This is a genomic window from Nonomuraea sp. NPDC049504 (assembly GCF_040676845.1).
GTDB lineage: Bacteria > Actinomycetota > Actinomycetes > Streptosporangiales > Streptosporangiaceae > Nonomuraea > Nonomuraea salmonea.
The window spans coordinates 63561-79560 of record NZ_JBFAPT010000035.1; the positions used below are offsets into that span (position 1 = coordinate 63561).

Here is a 16000-nt window from a genome sequence, read left to right on the forward strand (position 1 = left end):
GGCAGGGCCCGCGGCCTCGGACGGCTTTCAGCGGACCGGCCCGGCAGCGGCGCCGGCGACCTCCGCGAGGTAGGCGGCCGCCTTGTCAGGGTCGAGGAACCACTCGGTGAAGTCGTTGGGGTCGTCGAACCCCGCGATATAGCGATCGCCGATCGCCGGGAACCGGCTCGCGGCACCCAGGATCTCCTGCACGTGCGGGGGCGGCGGCGCCAGCGCCATGTTCGACCACTCGGTGGTCACCCGTCCGTGCCGCACCCAGAACGTCTCGAAGACACCTTCCATGAACGTGCCGTCGAACGGCCGATCCCCGTGCTCGATGATGGCGTCGAGGTAGACGGCCGCGGACCTTGCGGCCATGTTCGCCCCTTGAGCCGTGATGGGGTCGTTGGCGACGACCACGTCGCCCATGCCCAGCGCCCGGCCGCCGGAGGGCAGCGTCGCGACCGGCCGCCGCACGGTGGGGGCGAAGCCGCCGCGCAGCGTGCCGCCCGCGTCGGTGAGCTCCAGCTTGCCGTACTGCTCGCACACCCAGGGCACATGCCGCTCCAGCAGCTCGACGAAACGGTCCAGATGCTCCTGCGGGGAGGAGACGTCGCCGAACACGTCCAGCGCGCCGCCGGGTATCGCCTCGAAGAACAGGATGTGGCACGGACCGGAGGTGGTGATCGCCGGCATCACGATCAGTTCGCCCCGTCCCGGCAGGAGATGGAAGTCCACCGAATGATCGCCGGGGCCGGCCGGATCGGGCTGGAAGCCGTTGACGTAGACGACCGAGAGCATGCGCTGCGGCCGGGTGTAAGGCGAACGGGCCGCGTCGCGCTCGAACATCTCGGCCAGCGGGCCCTTGCCGGCCGCGACGACGACGAGATCGTAATCGGCCGCCCACCTGTCGAGGTCGGAGACGGTGGCGGCCCCGATGACCACGTTGCCACCGCGTTCTTCGAACAGCCGGAGCCAGCGCGACATCTTGACCCGCTGGTCGATGTCGGCGCCCGGCTTCTTCAGCGGGGCGCTCCACTCGAGCGCAGGAGCAGGACCGTCGCCGCCCAGCATGAAACGGGTGCCAGGGGTGTGCGGCGGCTGCCCGTCCCAGAAGAAGATCCCCAGGTCGCGCTCGTACCTGAGCGTGCTGTCGAACTGGAACTGCGTGGACATCACGTTGCCGTGCTCGATCTCCCCGGCTGTGCGCGCCGACACCACGGTCACGTCATATCCGTGCTGCTGCAGCCCGAGCGCCAGATGCAGCCCGGCCTGCCCGGCGCCGACGATCAGTATCCTGCGCATACCACGTCACCTTCTCTGATGGCGGCCGACGACTCGTCCGCGTCCTTCATGTCCCTGTGTCATGTCCCTGTGTCCTCCTGTCGTGAGCACCGGCTACGGCGTGGGGAAGAAGGTCCGTACGAACTTTTCCCAGGCTCGTTCACCGAAGATCACCCGCTGCGGGCGGAGCAGCCGTACCGGGATGCCGATGCGGTACCGGATACGCGGATTGCGTACGCTGATCGCTTTTTCGATGACGGCCGCGACGTGGTCGGCGCGCAGCGACATCCGGCCTCGGCCCTTGGGATGCTCGACCTCCCGGTACGCTCCGTGCCACACGACGAATCGCTCCCAGAAATCGCCGTAGGGATCCTCTTCGTCGGTGCTGGGGGCGAGCCCCAGGTCGCCCACGGTGGTGGGGACGAACGCGCCGAGGATCGGGGACGGCTCGATGACGACGACCTTGATGCCGAAGCGATGGACCTCCAGCCGGAGCGAATCACCGATCGCCTCGAGCGCGTGCTTGGTGGCCTCGTAGTAGCCCCGCCCCGGCGTGGCGAAGAGCCCGAAGATCGAGGACATGATGACGATGCGGCCGGCTCCCTGTGCCCGCATGCCCGGGAGCACCAGCTGGGTCATCCGGGACAGGCCGAAGACGTTGGTCTCGAACTGCTGGCGGACCGAGTCCATCGGGGTCTGCTCGATCGTGCCGTTGAGGCTGTAGGCGGCATTGTTGATGAGCACGCCGACCGCGCCGTGCTCGGCGGTGATCCGGTCGACCGCCTCGACCATCGACTTCTCGTCGGTGACGTCGACCCGCAGGGTGGTGATGCCCTCCTGCTCCAGATCTTTCAGGCCCTCCAGACTGCGGCCGCCGGCGTAGACCGGCCATCCCGCCCGGTGCAACCGCAGTGCCAGTGCTCGTCCGGTTCCGGAGGAAAGGCCGCTCAGCGAGGAGATACCGGTGATCAGGACCGCGCGCGATGGTCGTTGCATGATGGGCTCCGGCATCAGTCGGCCGCGACGGCCGTGACCGTCGCGGAGGCGTCCGGCACACTCTGCTGCGAGATGCGGCTCCGTTTCACGGTGGTGCCGAGCCCGAGCCCGTCGACGAGGCGGGTGATGAAGTTGAACAGGGCCGCGCAGAAGAACGCCTCGAGCAGATCATCGGCCGTCCAGCCGGCGTCCAGGGCGTGCTGCCAGTCCGCGTCCGTGATCCGATAGGCGCTGACGCTGAGCTTGGTCAGCAGGTGCAGGAGCACCCGCTCGCGTTCGTCCACCGGCAGGTCGTCGGGCGACTGCGCCCTTTCGATCGCGTCGGCGAGCTCCTTGGAGCCGCCGAAGACCTGAAGGAAGAAGTTGTGCGTGCCGACGCAATACGGGCACTGGTTCACTCTCGAGGTCCAGGCGGAGATCAGTTCCCTGGTCTGCCGCGGTAGCCGGCCGTGATTGAACACGCCGTTGTAGCCGGCCAGCATGGTCTCCAGGAGTTCGGGCCTGGAGGACACCAGCCGGAACATGTCGGGCACGAAGTCCAGTCCGGTCACCTCCTTGGCTCGCTCGTAGAGCTCCGACAGCCGTCCCGTCGCGTCCGCCTCGTCGATCAGCGGAACGCGAACCCCTGCGTTCGAATCCATCTGCCTACCCCTCTTCTCCTCTGTCGGCCGAAGCGCGTTCCCCGGGTCAGCGATCGCGCAGCAACGCCGCCGCGCGTTCGCCGATCATGACGACGGACAGGTGCGTGTTCGCGCAGACCATGCTGGGCATGATGGAGGCGTCCACGACGTGCAGGCCGTCCACTCCGTGCACGGCGCAGTGCTGATCGACCACCGCGTCCGGATCGCCGGCCGGGCCCATGCGCGCGGTGCCGACCGGGTTGTAGGCGCTGTCGACGCCCTTTTCGATGTAGTCGCGCAGGGCCTGGTCGTCGTCCATGATGCGCTCGTCGACCGCGACCAGCTGCTCACCCTTGTCGAGGATCTTCGGTGAGCTCGCCAGCTCCCAGCAGCCTCGGACGCCGTCGGCCAGCAGGCCGTAGTCGCGCTCGTCGGACAGGTATCCCAGATCGACGGCGGGCGCGATGTACGGGTCGGCGGAGGCGAGAGTGACCCGGCCGCGCGAGAACTGCCGGCGCAGCACCACCATCACGCCGAACACCGCTGTGGCCCCGGCGACCCGCCGCAGTTCGGGGAAGTGGTGGGTGAGGTCGAAGCGGTTGACCGCCGCGTAGTACTGGTCGTTGAAGCGGTCGGCGGTCGTGCGGGTCACGATCTGGCCGGTCGACTTGCCCTCGTTCTCGTAGCCCGGCTTGGGCGTCATGAAGACACCGATGCGCGGCTGGTCGGTCAGCCCGGCCCCTACGCCGGGCAGATCCTGCCGGACGTCGATGCCGAGGGCACGCAGGTCCTCCGCGGGCCCGATGCCCGACCGCAGCAGGATCGCCGGCGAGCTGATCGCTCCGGCCGCCAGGATCACGCGCCCCGCGCGGATCGTCTCATAAGCGCCGCCGTCGATGGCCACGACCACGCCCGCCGCACGATCCCCCTCGAACACGACCCGGTCGACGCTGGAGCGGGGCAGGATCGTGAGGTTGTCGCGCTCGGCGGCCGGCCACAGGTACGACATCGCCGTTGAGATGCGGATGAGCGGATCGCGGCGGTTCGACGGGATCGGCCCGACTCCGGTCGAGTCGGGGTGGTTGTGGTCCTCGGCCCACGGGTGGCCGGCGGCGAGGCAGGCCTCGCGGAACTCCTGCTGCAGTTCGGTCAGCTCCTCCGGCCGCCACCGCCGGATGGGCACCGGGCCGCCGCGACCATGGCATGCGCGGTCGCCGAAGTCCAGGTCGTCCTCCAGGGACCGGAAGAACGGCTGCACGTTCTGCCAGGACCACAGCGGGTTGCCGGCGGACGCCCACTCGTCGTAGTCGTGCGGCGTGCCCCGGATCGCGACGGTGTTGCCCACGGCCGAGGAACCGCCGGTGACCTTCGCGAGCGGGAACATGACGCGGCGGTCCCCGGTGAGCCGGGCAGTGAAGCCCCAGCTGTGATCCACCAGCGACATCGTGTTGGCGTCCAGCAGGTCGGGCGGGGTGGTCCCGGTCGCCCGATAGTGTGGTCCCGCCTCGATCAGCAGCACCCGGCGGCTCGGGTCCTCGCTCAGCCGTGCCGCCAGCACGGCGCCCGCGCTGCCCGCCCCTACGACGATGTCGTCAACGTCAGAAGCCTTCCACGGCGACATGAGTGCTCCTCAACGCTTCCTGGCGAGTCCGCACCACATGGGCAGTGGCTTGGGCCCGGAGGCGCCGGCCGGCGGTCGCCACAGCTCGGTCTCCACCACGCCGGGCGCCACGATCTCCATGCCGTCGAAGAACCGCTCGACCTCGGTACGGGTCCGCCGGGTCACTGCCTCACCGGTCTGCTTGTCCATTTCGGTGAGCATCGCGTTCATCGCCGTGTCCGCCTCGTCCTTGGCGAAGTGGGACAGCGCCAGGTAACTGCCGGAGGGCACCGCGGCGAGCAGGTCGTCCAGGATCCGCTGGGGGCCGTCGGCGTCGTCGACGAAGTGGAGCACCCCGAACAGGACGAGTCCGACCGGCTGGGAGTAGTCGAGCGTGGTGGCGGCTCGGGTGAGGATGTCCTTGGGGTCGTTGAAGTCGGCCTCCAGGAACACTGTGTCGGGGTCGGAGGCCAGCAGGTACTGCCCGTGCGCGACGACGGACGGGTTGCTGTCGACGTAGACGACACGGCAGCCCGGCGCTACCGCGCGCGCGGCCAGGTGGGTGTTGCCCATGGTCGGCAGCCCGCTGGCGAGGTCCAGGAACTGCCGTATGCCGCACTCTCCCGCCAGATGTCCGACGATCCGGCCCAGGGCGTCGCGCGCGGCGTGCAAGTCGACGCGCACTCCCTCGATGCCGCCGGTCTCGCCCGGCCAGTTGACGAACGCGTTGTCGCCGATGGCGCGGTCGGGTGCGTAGTGCTCGGTCCCGCCGAGCAGATAATCCATGATCCTCGCCGTGTTGGGGATCATCGGGTTCACGCCGGCCGGAGCGTGGCCCGGATCCTTCATCGTCGGCTGGCCCTCTCGCATGCTGAAGCCTCCTTACGCGCCCCGGTGCCGGAGCTCGCGGCGTTGACGAAGACAGCGTGCCGCTCCAGCGGGGGCGAGGGCTTCTCTCTGCGTGCCCAGCCCGCCCGGCGGTGCCGGGCAACGCGGGAGTAGTCCGCCCGGTCCGGCCGATGCGACGCTCAACAGGACAGACGCCCCGCGTCCAGAAGCGACGTGGCCACCGTTGCGCGTCGCGCCATCCGCAGCCCTGATCAGCGAGGATCATCTATGACGCCCCAGTACGATGACATCGTCGTCGGCGCCGGTTCGGCCGGCGCCGTGCTGGCCGCACGATTGAGCGAGGACGGGGCCCGCCGCGTGCTTCTCCTCGAGGCCGGCCCGGATTACCTGACACCACAGGAGACTCCGGTCGACATCCGCTCCGGCAACGCGATGTCCTTCAGCGACCACGACTGGCAGTTCAGAGCCGACATCCGGGACGGCCGCCGGATCCGCTTCCCACGCGGCAAGGTGACCGGCGGCTCGTCGGCCGTCGGCGCCACGGTCGCGCTGCGCGGCATCCCCGACGACTACGACCAGTGGGCGAGAGCCGGGAACCCGTCCTGGTCCTGGCAGGAGGTGCTGCCGTACTTCCGGCGTCTGGAAGACGACCTGGACTTCGGCGGCGAGTATCACGGGCAGGGCGGCCCGTACCCGATTCGCCGCTGGCGCCCGGACGAGCTGCTCCCCGCGCAGTCGGCATTCGTCGAGGCCTGCCTCGAGGCCGGCTTCCCCGAAGCCAAGGACCACAACCACCCCGAGTCCACCGGCGTCGGGCCCATTCCGTCGAATCGCCGGGACGCCGCGAATCGGGTCACGACCGCGATGGCCTACCTGGCGCCGGCCCGCGGCCGCCCCAACCTGGACATCAGAGCGAACACGATCGTCGACAGGGTCGTCTTCGAGGGCGGCCGCGCGGCCGGCGTGGTGGCCGGCCGGACCGGCGGCGGCTACGAGACGATCAGCGCACGCCGGGTGATCCTGGCGGCCGGGTCCGTGGCGTCACCGATGATCCTCATGAGGTCCGGCATCGGCCCGGCGGCGGAGCTGCTGCGGCATGGCATCGACTGCCTCGTCGACCTCGTGGGCGTCGGCGCCAACATGGTCGATCATCAGCGAACCGGCGCGTTCCTCACCCCGAACCCCGGAGCGTGCGACCCGTCGGTGCCGTTCCTGCAGCAGATCCTGCGTACGACCGCGGCCGGCTCGGACGAGACCAACGACCTGCAGTACTACATGGTCAACCATTTCGATCTGACCCACTTCCCCGAGCTGCAGATGCTGTCGGGCACCACCATGATCTTCGGTGTCATGGTGGTGTCGCAGCGGCCCCGCTCCCGCGGCAGCCTCAGGCTGACCTCCTCCGACCCGCTGGCGCCGCCGGAGATCGACCTGAACTTCCTCGGCGACGACGGCCGCGAACTCGACCTCCTCGTGGACGGGGTGCGCACCTGCTGGCGCCTGGCCGACCACCCCGGCATCCGCAAGCTGGGGCAGAGCTTCGTGATCCTCCGCGAGGCCATGATCGATGACGACGACATGATGCGGCAGTACGTCAGGACCAGCATCGACAGCGCCTACCACCCGGTCGGGACGGCGCGCATGGGCCCGGCCGCCGACCCGTCGACGGTCGTCGACGAGCGGTGCGGGGTGCACGGCGTACAGTCCCTCTACGTCTGCGACGCCTCGGTGATGCCCGGCACCGTCCGCGCCAACACCAACCTCACCTCCATCATGATCGGAGAGCGCACGGCGGACTGGCTGCGCACCTAGCGAACACGCCGAACCGGCCGGGCGGATCTTCCGCCCGGCCGGTTCGATGTTCAGCCGATCGGCCTCAGCGCACCCGCCGCACGGTCATGGGCAGGCCACCGCGGATCTGCAGGGTCAGCATCGCCTCGCCGGTCACCCGGAAGCCGGGGCTCTTGGTCAGCCGCAGGTCACGGGCGATGGTCGCGAGCGCGACGGTCGCCTCCATCATGCCGAGGTTGTTTCCGACGCAGAAACGCGGCCCGGCGCCGAACGGGATGTAGGAGTAGCGGTTCCGGCCCGCTGAGGCCAGAGGGGTGAAGCGATCAGGGTCGAAACGGGCCGGCGCGCTCCAGAACTCGGGGTGCCGGTGCAGCAGGTAAGGGCTGAGCAGCACGTCCGCTCCGGCCGGGACCGGGTAACCGCAGATCTCGTCGGCTGCGCGGGCGATCCGCGGCAGCAGCCAGACCGGGGGATACAGGCGAATCGTCTCGTCCAGGACCTGCTTGGTGTAGGTGAGGGCGTGCAGGCTCTCGACGGTGAGCGGTCCGCCGGCGAACACCTCGACGGCCTCGTCGTGCACCCGCTCCCATACCTGCGGATGCTCATCCAGCATGTGGAAGGCCCAGGTCAGCGTGCTGGCCGTGGTCTCGTGGCCGGCGAGCAACAGGGTGACCAGCTCATCTCGCATGCGGACGCGTCCGGCCCGCTGGTCGCTTTCGTGACGGACGGATTCGATCAGCCGCGAGACGATGTCGGCGCCGGACGGCATGGCCGCGCGATCCGTGGCCAGCTTGTCCACGATCCGCTGCAGGTCGCGCCTGGCCCGCCGGAACCTGCTCTGCAGGGGCAGCGGCAGCCACAGAGGCACCGTGCCGAGCGTGAGGGCGTCGAACATCGCCTGGTTCTGGACCGCCTCGAACGAGGCGCCGATCGAGTCGAACTCGCCGAGGTCGGCGTCGACCAGCGTGCGCCCGAGCACGCCCAGCGTGAAGGAGGTCATCTCCTCGCGCATGTCCACCCGGCCGCGGGCGCGCAGCCGCGCCGTCAGCTGCTCGGCCTCATCGGCGATGGCGCCGAGCTGACCGGCGATCCGCTTGCTGTGGAAGACCGGCTGGATCGTCCTGCGCTGCCTGCGCCACAGCTCTCCCTCGCTCGTGAGCAGCCCGTCCCCCAGAGCGCGCCGGGCGTGAACCATGCCCAGCCCCTTGGTGTAGTTGCCCGCGTTGTCGGCCAGGACGTGCTTGGCGTGATCGGGGTGGTTGAAGAAGTAGAGCGTTTTGGGGCCGAGCGGCAGCCGGACCGCGTCACCGTACCGGGAGGCCGCCCAGGCCATGACTTCGAGCCGGCTGCGCATCATCTTGCCCAGGACGGCCAGGGTGGCGGTACGGGGCGGCCCGGGGAGCCGGCGGCCGCCCCGGGCGGCCGGTCGCCTCGTCGTGGTCATGGCGCGGTTTCCAGATCGGCGAGACCGGAGACGATGCGCCGCCGCCACAGCTCGTAGCTGGGGACGTCCGAGACCTCGAAACGCTGAGCGCGGCTCGAATCGGCCAGATCGGAGGCCTGCTCCGGGGTGATGCCGCACAGCAGGCCGGCCGCCATCGTGGTGTGCGGCATGACCAGACCGGCCCGGAAACGGGCGGCGCCGGCGAACACGCTGCCCTGCGCGACGTGCGGCAGATAGTGGCGGGCCCGCCGCTGGAAGGCGCGCAGCTCTGCCTCGTCCGCCGCGCCCGCATAGGTGGCCGCCAGGCCGGCGCCACTGTACAGATCGGCTCGCCGGCTCTCGTCGAAGGCGTCGATCAGGTCGGCGGCAACGTCGGGGTCGGCTCCTCCGACGAACCAGATGGCCCGCCCGATGCCCTGGTCGATGACCCGGCCGGCGTACCAGGCCGGGCCTCCGGCGGGCCAGGGGAAGTCCGGCTCCTGGTACTGCCGGCGCACGTACCGGTAGGTGTGGAAGTAGGCCTGGTGGAATCCGTAGCCGTCCAGCACGAGCCAGCGCAGCAGGGGATCGGCCGCCGCGGCCGATGCCCTAACCCAGCGGAACCGGGGCAGCCGGGCGAGGGCCCAGCCGATTCCCACATAGACCATGTACACGTGGTCTTTGCCCTTGCCCTGCAGGAAGCGGCGCACCAGCCCGCCTCCGAACGGCAGGCCGTCGCGGATCGCGAAGCCCATGCCGGCACCCTCGTAGGCGAAACCGCGATACTGCGGCGGTATCAGCTCCAGACGGGCCTCGGCCTGCGCCGGATGGCGTGCCTCAGCGGCATAGGCGTAACCGGTGAGGAACATCTCGCCCGTCGTCTCCAGCATCGTCCGTGCGGCGGCGTCCTTCGCGTGGAACCCGCGGACGGAAAGCTGCGCTTCCTTCTTGTTCGGCGTCAGGATGCGGCGTCTGAGCGCGCGCCACGCACTGGCCAATTTCCCGCTCCTTTCAGCGGATCACCTGAAGGCGGCAAGCCCGGGCGGGATCTCACGGCCCGGGAGTTCAGCGGACCCGCGCCCTGCTTACCGCTGTGACGCTGCAGCCGGCCCGGGGTGAACCCGAGGTGGTGCACGGTCGGCTCGGGCTCGGGAAGACCCCGCTGGTCGAGCTCCGGGAGCGCCAGCAAGATCGGCAGGTCGGTGAGATCGACGCCGCGCATCGGGATGTCGAGCTCGATGCTTTGACCGGCCCGCATGGTGAACGGCTTCGGATCACCCACGAAGCCGGGCCTGGCCCACGGCCGCGGATCGATGTCGTCGCCGCGCATCGCGACGGCGACGGACCGGACGTGCCACTGGCCGGCGGGCACCGAGCCGAGCCGGTACTCGCGCACGCGGCAGCTGTCGGCGGGGCTGTCGAGGATGTCGCAGGAGATCGGCATGCCCTCGACGAGAGGGCTGCTGAACACTCCCACGTAGACGCGGAGCGGCGTGCTGCTGTGCGGCAGGACCATCTTGCCGTGCACCTCGCCGGATGCCTGTCCCGCGTCCATCCTGGGCGGCAGGAACGACAGCGTGCCGCTGCGGAACAACGTCCGGAACTGGGCCGGCGTCACACCGACGCTCTGGCGGAACCGGGTGGTGAACGTCCCGAGGCTGTTGTACCCGACCATGTAGGCGATATCGGTGACGCTCATCGGTGTCTCCAGCAGCAGGCTCTTCGCGCTGTACAAGCGGATCGCGCTCAGGAAACGCCTTGGTGACGTGCCGGTGACGGAGCGGAAGACCCGGGAAAAGTAGAACTTGCTCAATTGGGCGCTGTCGGCGATGTCGTCCAGGGACAACGGTTCACCGTAGTGCTGCCACATCATAGTTATGGAACGCTCGACGGCCTCTCGACAGATCTCTTTCACAGAACCCCGTCCCCTGGAAACATCAGTGTGATCGCTTGTACGACACCTCAACAGTTATTGATCCGGTCGTTCGATCTCTCGAGAAAACACTCTCGGTGACTGCAAGGTAGCTGTGGGAGTGGACCCGTCCATTATGCGCACGCGGGTCGCCGATGCACTTCTTTGAACTTGCTTGCATGGATCCGCCGGCGGCCTGCCGACGCCTCTTATGGTGCCCTGCCTGCCGATCTCCGAAATTACGGGCGCAATTTGGAAGAAGCCGTGTGCGGCCGAGATGCCTAGGCTGTCCGGGGGTTCCGGCTCGCCACGGGGCCCCTGTTGCGGGAACTCCAGGTCGCTTGCTCGCCACTTCCAGGTATTCGCCGTGAGTTTTAGCGGCGGCTCCTGGATTGCGCCGTGTCTGCTTTTCGTGATGCGCCGGCGCCGTTGCTAGGTTCTCGCTACGGCAAGGCGGGAGAAGACGAGCCCGGACCTCGGTGCCATGCTGGCCAGGGTGAGCGCAGGTGCTCTCCGGAAAACCCAATCACAAGCCGTCCTAATTATGGGGAACGATGCTGACCAACCGATTTGATGTGGCAATCCTGGGGTCGGGAATCGGTGGCTCGATGCTCGCGTGCATCCTTGCCAAACAAGGCGTCTCGACTCTCCTGCTCGAGGGGGCGAGCCATCCGAGATTCACCATCGGCGAGTCGCTGATACCGGAGACCGGCCTGCGGCTGCGCATCGTCGCCGACAAGTACGGCGTTCCGGAGATCGGCTGGATCGGCACATTCCACAAGCTGCGCGATCACGTCAGCAGCAACTGCGGCGTCAAGCGCTCGTTCGGCTTCATGTATCACCGCGCCGGCGAGGAGAACCGCCCCGAGGAGATCAACCAGTTCGGCACGCTCGCCCCGCCCGTCGGCCCCGACTCGCACCTGTTCCGCCAGGACACCGACGCCTACCTCGCGGCGATGGCGGTCAAGTACGGGGCGACGTTCCACTCCCAGACGCGCATCTCGGAGATCAAGTTCGGTGACGAGGTCGAACTGCTCGCCGACTCCGGCCGTACGTACCGCGCCAAACTCCTGATCGACGCCTCAGGAATGCGGTCCATGGTCTCCGACCAGCTCGGCATGCGCGATGAGGTGCCGCGTTTCCGGACCGACACGCGCGCCATCTACACCCACATGACGGGGGTCAAGAGCGCCGATCTGCTGCTGGACGCCGGAGACCGGCGCCGCCTCATGACGCCGCTGGGCCAGTCCACCATGCACCACATCTTCGACGGCGGCTGGATGTGGGTCATCCCGTTCAGCAACCACCGCGACGCCACCAATCCGCTGACCAGCGTGGGCCTGATGCTGGACCGGCGCAAGCACCCGAACCCCCAGGGAGAGCCGGAGCAGGAGTTCCGCCGGATCATCTCCGCCTACCCGACGATCGCCCGCCACTTCGCCGAAGCGGACGCGGTACGCCCATGGATCAGGTCCGGCCGCATCCAGTACTCCTCGCCGCACCTGATCGCACCCCGCCTGATCCAGCTTCCGCACGCGGCCGCCTTCATCGACCCCCTGTACTCCAGCGGCATGTCGGTGCTCATCGTCGCGGTGGATCTGATCGCCGAAGCCCTGCTGAAGGCCGTCGCCGACGACGACTACGACCTCGAGCGGTTCCGCTTCGTGGAAGAGGTGGTCAACCGCGGATTCGACCACTACGACGCGATCGTGTCCGGCTCGTTCGACTCGTTCGCCAGCTACGACACGTGGAACGCCTGGAACCGCAATTGGGTGATGGGCAGCCTGCTCGGCACGTTCGGCCCGCTGTCGCTGTGGATGCGCTACCGCAAGACCAAGGACCCCGCCTACCTGCACAAAACGACCGAACCGAGCCGCATGGGCGTGCTGGGAAGCCATCTGCCGGGCGTGGTCGATGTCGTCCAGGCCTCCCGCGCCGACCTGGACGCGGCGATCGCCGGCGAGATCAGCCACGCCGAAGCGAGCCAGCGCATCTTCGCCCGGTTCCGGAGGGCCGAGTTCCTGCCGCCTTACATGGGCTTCGGCGATCCCCGCAAGACAGGGACGGCCACCTTCACGCTGCTGCCAGGTGCCCGCCACGTCATGTGGTACCGGCGTCACGGCGATCCGATCTACCGGGAGAACTGCGACTTCCCGCTGCTGGCCTACGCACGCGATGGCGCGGGCTTCGTGCTGGGGGAGGCCCGTCAGTCGGGACGGCGTACGCTGTCCGCCCTGCGTGACGTCTTCTTCGCCGGTAACCGCGACGGGCGCCACATGGCACCGGCGCTGTCGGCGCACCGCCACCTCCTGACGCCGGTCCAGGCGGCCGCCGCCTTCGACGACGAGCTGACCGGGATCGACGCCGCCGACACCCCCCGAAGCATGGCCTGACCGGTACGCATCGGTGCGACCGCCATCCATCGCGATGCGGAGGACGCCCACCTCGTCATGAACGTTCACTTGGAAGGGAGATCGCAGTGAGGCTACGTGAGCGTCTCCGCCGGCTGGTACCGGGAGCGCTGGCCATCGTGGTCGGTACGTCGCTGTGGTTGGCCGCCGGCGCCGCCGTCGCGGTTTCCGGCGCCGCAGACACGGCCACGAAGTATAAGTTCCAGGAATTGCCGATCGCGCTGCCGCCCGGCTACGACACGCTGCCCAAAAGCACGATGCGTCCGGTCAACCCGGCCTATTACAAGATCCGCTCCTGGGTCTCCGCAGTCGGGGCCAGCGTCGCCATCAACGACGTCACCGGCAACGGCCGCCCGAACGGCATGTGCATCGTCGACACCCGGACCAACAAGGTGATCGTCACCCACACGCCCACTGCGCCGGCGGAAGATCAGTTCACGCCGTTCACCCTGGAACCGGGACCGCTGCCCTACGACGACACGATGGCGCCGACCGGCTGCGCCCCCGGCGACTTCATCGGCGACGGCCGCATCGGCTTCCTCGTCATGTACTGGGGACGCACCCCGATCCTGTTCCTGCCCAAGTCGGATGCCACGAAGCCGGAACCGAGCGCGTACGTGCCGCGGGAACTCGTACCCTCGCAATCGCTCGACGGCAGATACCACGGCGCGCGCTGGAACACCGATGCCGTGCACGTCGGCGACCTCGACGGCAGCGGGCACCCGTCGATCATCATCGGGAACTACTGGCCCGACTCCGACGTGCTGGACCCCGACGGCATCAACAACGTGGCGATGCCCAACAGCATGTCCTGGGGCAACAACGCCGGTGGCGCCCATGTGCTGCGCTGGGTCGGCGCCACTTCGGGCACCGATCCGCAGGCGAACTACGTCGAGGAGAAGAACGCGATCCCGTTCGAGAACTCCACCGGCTGGACGCTCGCGATCTCCGGGGCCGACCTCACCGGTGACGGCCTGGCCGAGATCTACCTCGCCAACGACTTCGGGCACGGCTTCCTGCTGTACAACGACTCGACGCCGGGCCGCATCAGGTTCAAGGAGGCCAAGGGGATGCGCTCCCCGACGACCCCGAAGTCGTTCGTGATCGGGAACGGCTCCTTCAAGGGAATGGGCGTCGACTTCACCGACCTGAACCGCACCGGCAAATTCGACTTCCTGGTCAGCAACATCAACGTTCCGTGGGGCCTGCAGGAGAGCAACTTCGTCTTCGTCAACCAGGCCAAGGACGAGGCCGACATGAAGCGGCAACTCAGCGACGGTGTCGCCCCGTTCACCCAGGAGGCCCAGCAGTACGGGCTGGCCTGGACCGGCTGGTGCTGGGACGTCAAGGCCGACGACTTCCTCAACAGCGGTGACAGGGAAGTCGTCCAGACCACCGGCTTCGTCCAGGGCACCGCCAACCGGTGGAACTGGCTGCAGGAGGCCGCCACCATGAACGACGAGCTCCTGCGCAGCCCGGCGATGTGGCCCAACTTCGAGCCCGGCGACGACATCTCGGGTCACGAGGCCATCGCCTTCTACGCCAGGAACGCCGAAGGCCAGTACGTGGACATCAGCGCCGAGCTGGGCCTGGCCGTGCCGATCCCGACGCGCGCGGTCGCCACCGGTGACACGACCGGCACCGGCACCCTCGACTTCGCCGTGGGCCGGCAATGGGGACCGCCGGCGTTCTACGCCAACCAGTCGCCGAACCGCGGCAACGCCCTCACACTCAAGCTCTACCGTCCCTCCACCGGGACGGGGGAGACCGGCGACGGGCTGAAGGGGATCGGCGCTCCCGCCTACGGCGCGACGGTGAAGATCACCACGCCGCAGGGCACCCAGATCTCGCAGCTCGACGGCGGTGGCGGCCATGTCGGATTCCGCAGCTTCGACGTCCGCTTCGGGCTCGGCTCCCACACCGGTCCGGTCTCCGCTCTGGTGCGGTGGCGTGACATCAACGGCGCCATGCGCCAGCAGACGCTCTGGCTCACGCCCGGCGTTCACAGCCTCATGCTCACCGACTCCGCCGAGGAGGTCTCCAGCCGATGACCGCCGTCCTGAACCACCCCACCGGCGACAGCGCCCCGGCGAGCGAACCGGCCGCCCCCGCCAAGCCGAAGCCCGATCCCCGGTACCTCGCGCTGCGCAACTTCGCCTTGTCGATCAGTGTCCTGAACGTCTTCGGCTACACCCTCCTCGGTTTCGAACAGCCCTGGCTATGGCCGTTCATCGCCGTGCTCACGGGATACACGACCGAGATCGGTCTCGAAATGGTCAGCGCGTGGGCGCAGCGGCGCCGGCCGCGCTTCCTGGGATCGGGACCGCGCGGCGTCTACGAGTTCCTGCTCCCGGCGCACATCACGGCGCTGGCCGTCAACATGCTGCTCTACGCCAACAACCAGATCCTGCCCATCATCTTGGGCGTGTTCGTCGGTGTGGCCGGCAAGCATGTGTTCCAGGCGCCCATCGCCGGGCGGATGCGGCACTTCATGAACCCGTCGAACTTCGGCATCACCGTCGTCCTGGTCGCCTTCAGCTCCTGGGTCAGCATCGCCCCGCCGTACGAGTTCACCGAAGAGGTGAACACCTTTTTCAGGCTGATGATCCCGTTGATCATCATCACCGCCGGGACCGTGCTCAACGCCATGCTCACCCGCAAGGTGCCCCTCATCCTCGGCTGGATGGGCGGCTTCGCCATCCAGGCCTTCGTCCGGCACTGGGTCTGGGACGTCGCGCTCTTCTCCGCACTCGGCACGATGACCGGAGTCGCGTTCGTCCTGTTCACCAACTACATGATCACCGACCCGGGCACGACGCCGTTCAAGGCGCGCGCCCAGTTCATGTTCGGCGGCTCAGTCGCGGTCGTCTACGGAATCCTCATGCAGTTCAACATCACCTACACCCTGTTCTTCGCGCTCGTGATCGTCTGCGGGGTGCGTGGCCTGGGCTGGTGGGTTCATCACTTCCGCAACCGCGGCCGGTCCCGGCTCACGATCGACGCCACCCCGGTCGCAGGAAGGGACCCGGTCCTGACCTCGGGGACGGCGAACCCGGGGTTGCGCGGCCCGGAGCGAGCACCGCAGGTGTCCGCGGAACCGTGATCGGCGACCGACGGACGAGCACCCGAGGAGAT

At 68.5% G+C, this 16000-nt stretch carries 12 protein-coding genes; 4 read left to right on the plus strand and 8 right to left on the minus strand.

From position 1 onward, the window contains the following. Positions 1-27: 27 nt before the first annotated feature. From AB0K28_RS44260 to AB0K28_RS44280, 5 genes are all read right to left on the minus strand, one after another. Positions 28-1284: a styrene monooxygenase/indole monooxygenase family protein gene (locus AB0K28_RS44260; RefSeq protein WP_364382578.1), complete on the minus strand. Its 1257-nt coding sequence runs from the start codon at positions 1282-1284 to the stop codon at positions 28-30. Between the two features lie 93 nt (positions 1285-1377). Then, positions 1378-2259 carry an SDR family NAD(P)-dependent oxidoreductase gene (locus AB0K28_RS44265; RefSeq protein WP_364382581.1) on the minus strand — a complete coding sequence of 294 codons (882 nt, stop codon included), beginning with the start codon at positions 2257-2259 and terminating at the stop codon, positions 1378-1380. Between the two features lie 14 nt (positions 2260-2273). Next, positions 2274-2900, minus strand: coding sequence for a peroxidase-related enzyme (locus tag AB0K28_RS44270; protein WP_345408284.1), 627 nt, complete (start codon positions 2898-2900; stop codon positions 2274-2276). Positions 2901-2946: 46 nt separating this feature from the next. Continuing rightward, on the minus strand, positions 2947-4500 hold the full coding sequence (locus tag AB0K28_RS44275; protein WP_364382584.1) for a GMC family oxidoreductase N-terminal domain-containing protein: 1554 nt from the start codon (positions 4498-4500) through the stop codon (positions 2947-2949). A gap of 9 nt (positions 4501-4509) precedes the next feature. Beyond that, a complete protein-coding gene (locus tag AB0K28_RS44280) occupies positions 4510-5349 on the minus strand; it encodes an SAM-dependent methyltransferase (RefSeq protein WP_364382587.1) in 840 nt (279 codons plus the stop codon). Positions 5350-5595: 246 nt separating this feature from the next. On the opposite strand from AB0K28_RS44280, the gene AB0K28_RS44285 reads away from it, so the two are divergent. Beyond that, a complete protein-coding gene (locus AB0K28_RS44285; RefSeq protein ID WP_345408277.1) occupies positions 5596-7140 on the plus strand; it encodes a GMC family oxidoreductase N-terminal domain-containing protein in 1545 nt (514 codons plus the stop codon). Positions 7141-7204: 64 nt separating this feature from the next. On the opposite strand, the gene AB0K28_RS44290 is transcribed toward AB0K28_RS44285, so the two are convergent. Genes AB0K28_RS44290 through AB0K28_RS44300 form a run of 3 tightly spaced genes read right to left on the minus strand, consistent with a single transcriptional unit; the run spans position 7205 to position 10415 of the window. Then, on the minus strand, positions 7205-8563 hold the full coding sequence (locus AB0K28_RS44290) for a cytochrome P450 (protein WP_364382591.1): 1359 nt from the start codon (positions 8561-8563) through the stop codon (positions 7205-7207). Then, positions 8560-9540 carry a DUF1702 family protein gene (locus AB0K28_RS44295; protein WP_364382594.1) on the minus strand — a complete coding sequence of 327 codons (981 nt, stop codon included), beginning with the start codon at positions 9538-9540 and terminating at the stop codon, positions 8560-8562. Before AB0K28_RS44295 ends, AB0K28_RS44290 begins: the two co-directional genes overlap by 4 nt. After that, entirely contained in the window at positions 9501-10415 is a 915-nt protein-coding gene (locus AB0K28_RS44300; protein ID WP_364382597.1) for a helix-turn-helix transcriptional regulator, read from the minus strand. The genes AB0K28_RS44295 and AB0K28_RS44300 overlap by 40 nt, the downstream gene beginning before the upstream one ends. Positions 10416-11062: 647 nt before the next feature. Between AB0K28_RS44300 and AB0K28_RS44305 the strand changes: the two genes are divergently transcribed. The 3 genes from AB0K28_RS44305 (at position 11063) to AB0K28_RS44315 (ending at position 15968) form a co-directional block, all read left to right on the plus strand. Next, a complete protein-coding gene (locus AB0K28_RS44305) occupies positions 11063-12847 on the plus strand; it encodes a tryptophan 7-halogenase (protein WP_364382600.1) in 1785 nt (594 codons plus the stop codon). An 86-nt stretch (positions 12848-12933) separates the two neighbouring features. Then, positions 12934-14916, plus strand: a complete 1983-nt coding sequence (locus AB0K28_RS44310) for an ASPIC/UnbV domain-containing protein (RefSeq protein ID WP_364382603.1) — start codon at positions 12934-12936, stop codon at positions 14914-14916. Next, positions 14913-15968: an enediyne biosynthesis protein gene (locus tag AB0K28_RS44315; protein WP_364382606.1), complete on the plus strand. Its 1056-nt coding sequence runs from the start codon at positions 14913-14915 to the stop codon at positions 15966-15968. Before AB0K28_RS44310 ends, AB0K28_RS44315 begins: the two co-directional genes overlap by 4 nt. Positions 15969-16000 lie beyond the last annotated feature (32 nt).

What these genes read in the sequence shown, in the direction of transcription:
- AB0K28_RS44265 (WP_364382581.1), bottom strand. Translation starts at nt 2,259, where the DNA reads ATGCAACGACCATCGCGCGCGGTCCTGATCACCGGTATCTCCTCGCTG.
- AB0K28_RS44260 (WP_364382578.1), bottom strand. Translation starts at nt 1,284, where the DNA reads ATGCGCAGGATACTGATCGTCGGCGCCGGGCAGGCCGGGCTGCATCTG.
- AB0K28_RS44285 (WP_345408277.1), top strand. Translation starts at nt 5,596, where the DNA reads ATGACGCCCCAGTACGATGACATCGTCGTCGGCGCCGGTTCGGCCGGC.
- AB0K28_RS44290 (WP_364382591.1), bottom strand. Translation starts at nt 8,563, where the DNA reads ATGACCACGACGAGGCGACCGGCCGCCCGGGGCGGCCGCCGGCTCCCC.
- AB0K28_RS44280 (WP_364382587.1), bottom strand. Translation starts at nt 5,349, where the DNA reads ATGCGAGAGGGCCAGCCGACGATGAAGGATCCGGGCCACGCTCCGGCC.
- AB0K28_RS44300 (WP_364382597.1), bottom strand. Translation starts at nt 10,415, where the DNA reads ATGATGTGGCAGCACTACGGTGAACCGTTGTCCCTGGACGACATCGCC.
- AB0K28_RS44270 (WP_345408284.1), bottom strand. Translation starts at nt 2,900, where the DNA reads ATGGATTCGAACGCAGGGGTTCGCGTTCCGCTGATCGACGAGGCGGAC.
- AB0K28_RS44305 (WP_364382600.1), top strand. Translation starts at nt 11,063, where the DNA reads ATGCTCGCGTGCATCCTTGCCAAACAAGGCGTCTCGACTCTCCTGCTC.
- AB0K28_RS44315 (WP_364382606.1), top strand. Translation starts at nt 14,913, where the DNA reads ATGACCGCCGTCCTGAACCACCCCACCGGCGACAGCGCCCCGGCGAGC.
- AB0K28_RS44275 (WP_364382584.1), bottom strand. Translation starts at nt 4,500, where the DNA reads ATGTCGCCGTGGAAGGCTTCTGACGTTGACGACATCGTCGTAGGGGCG.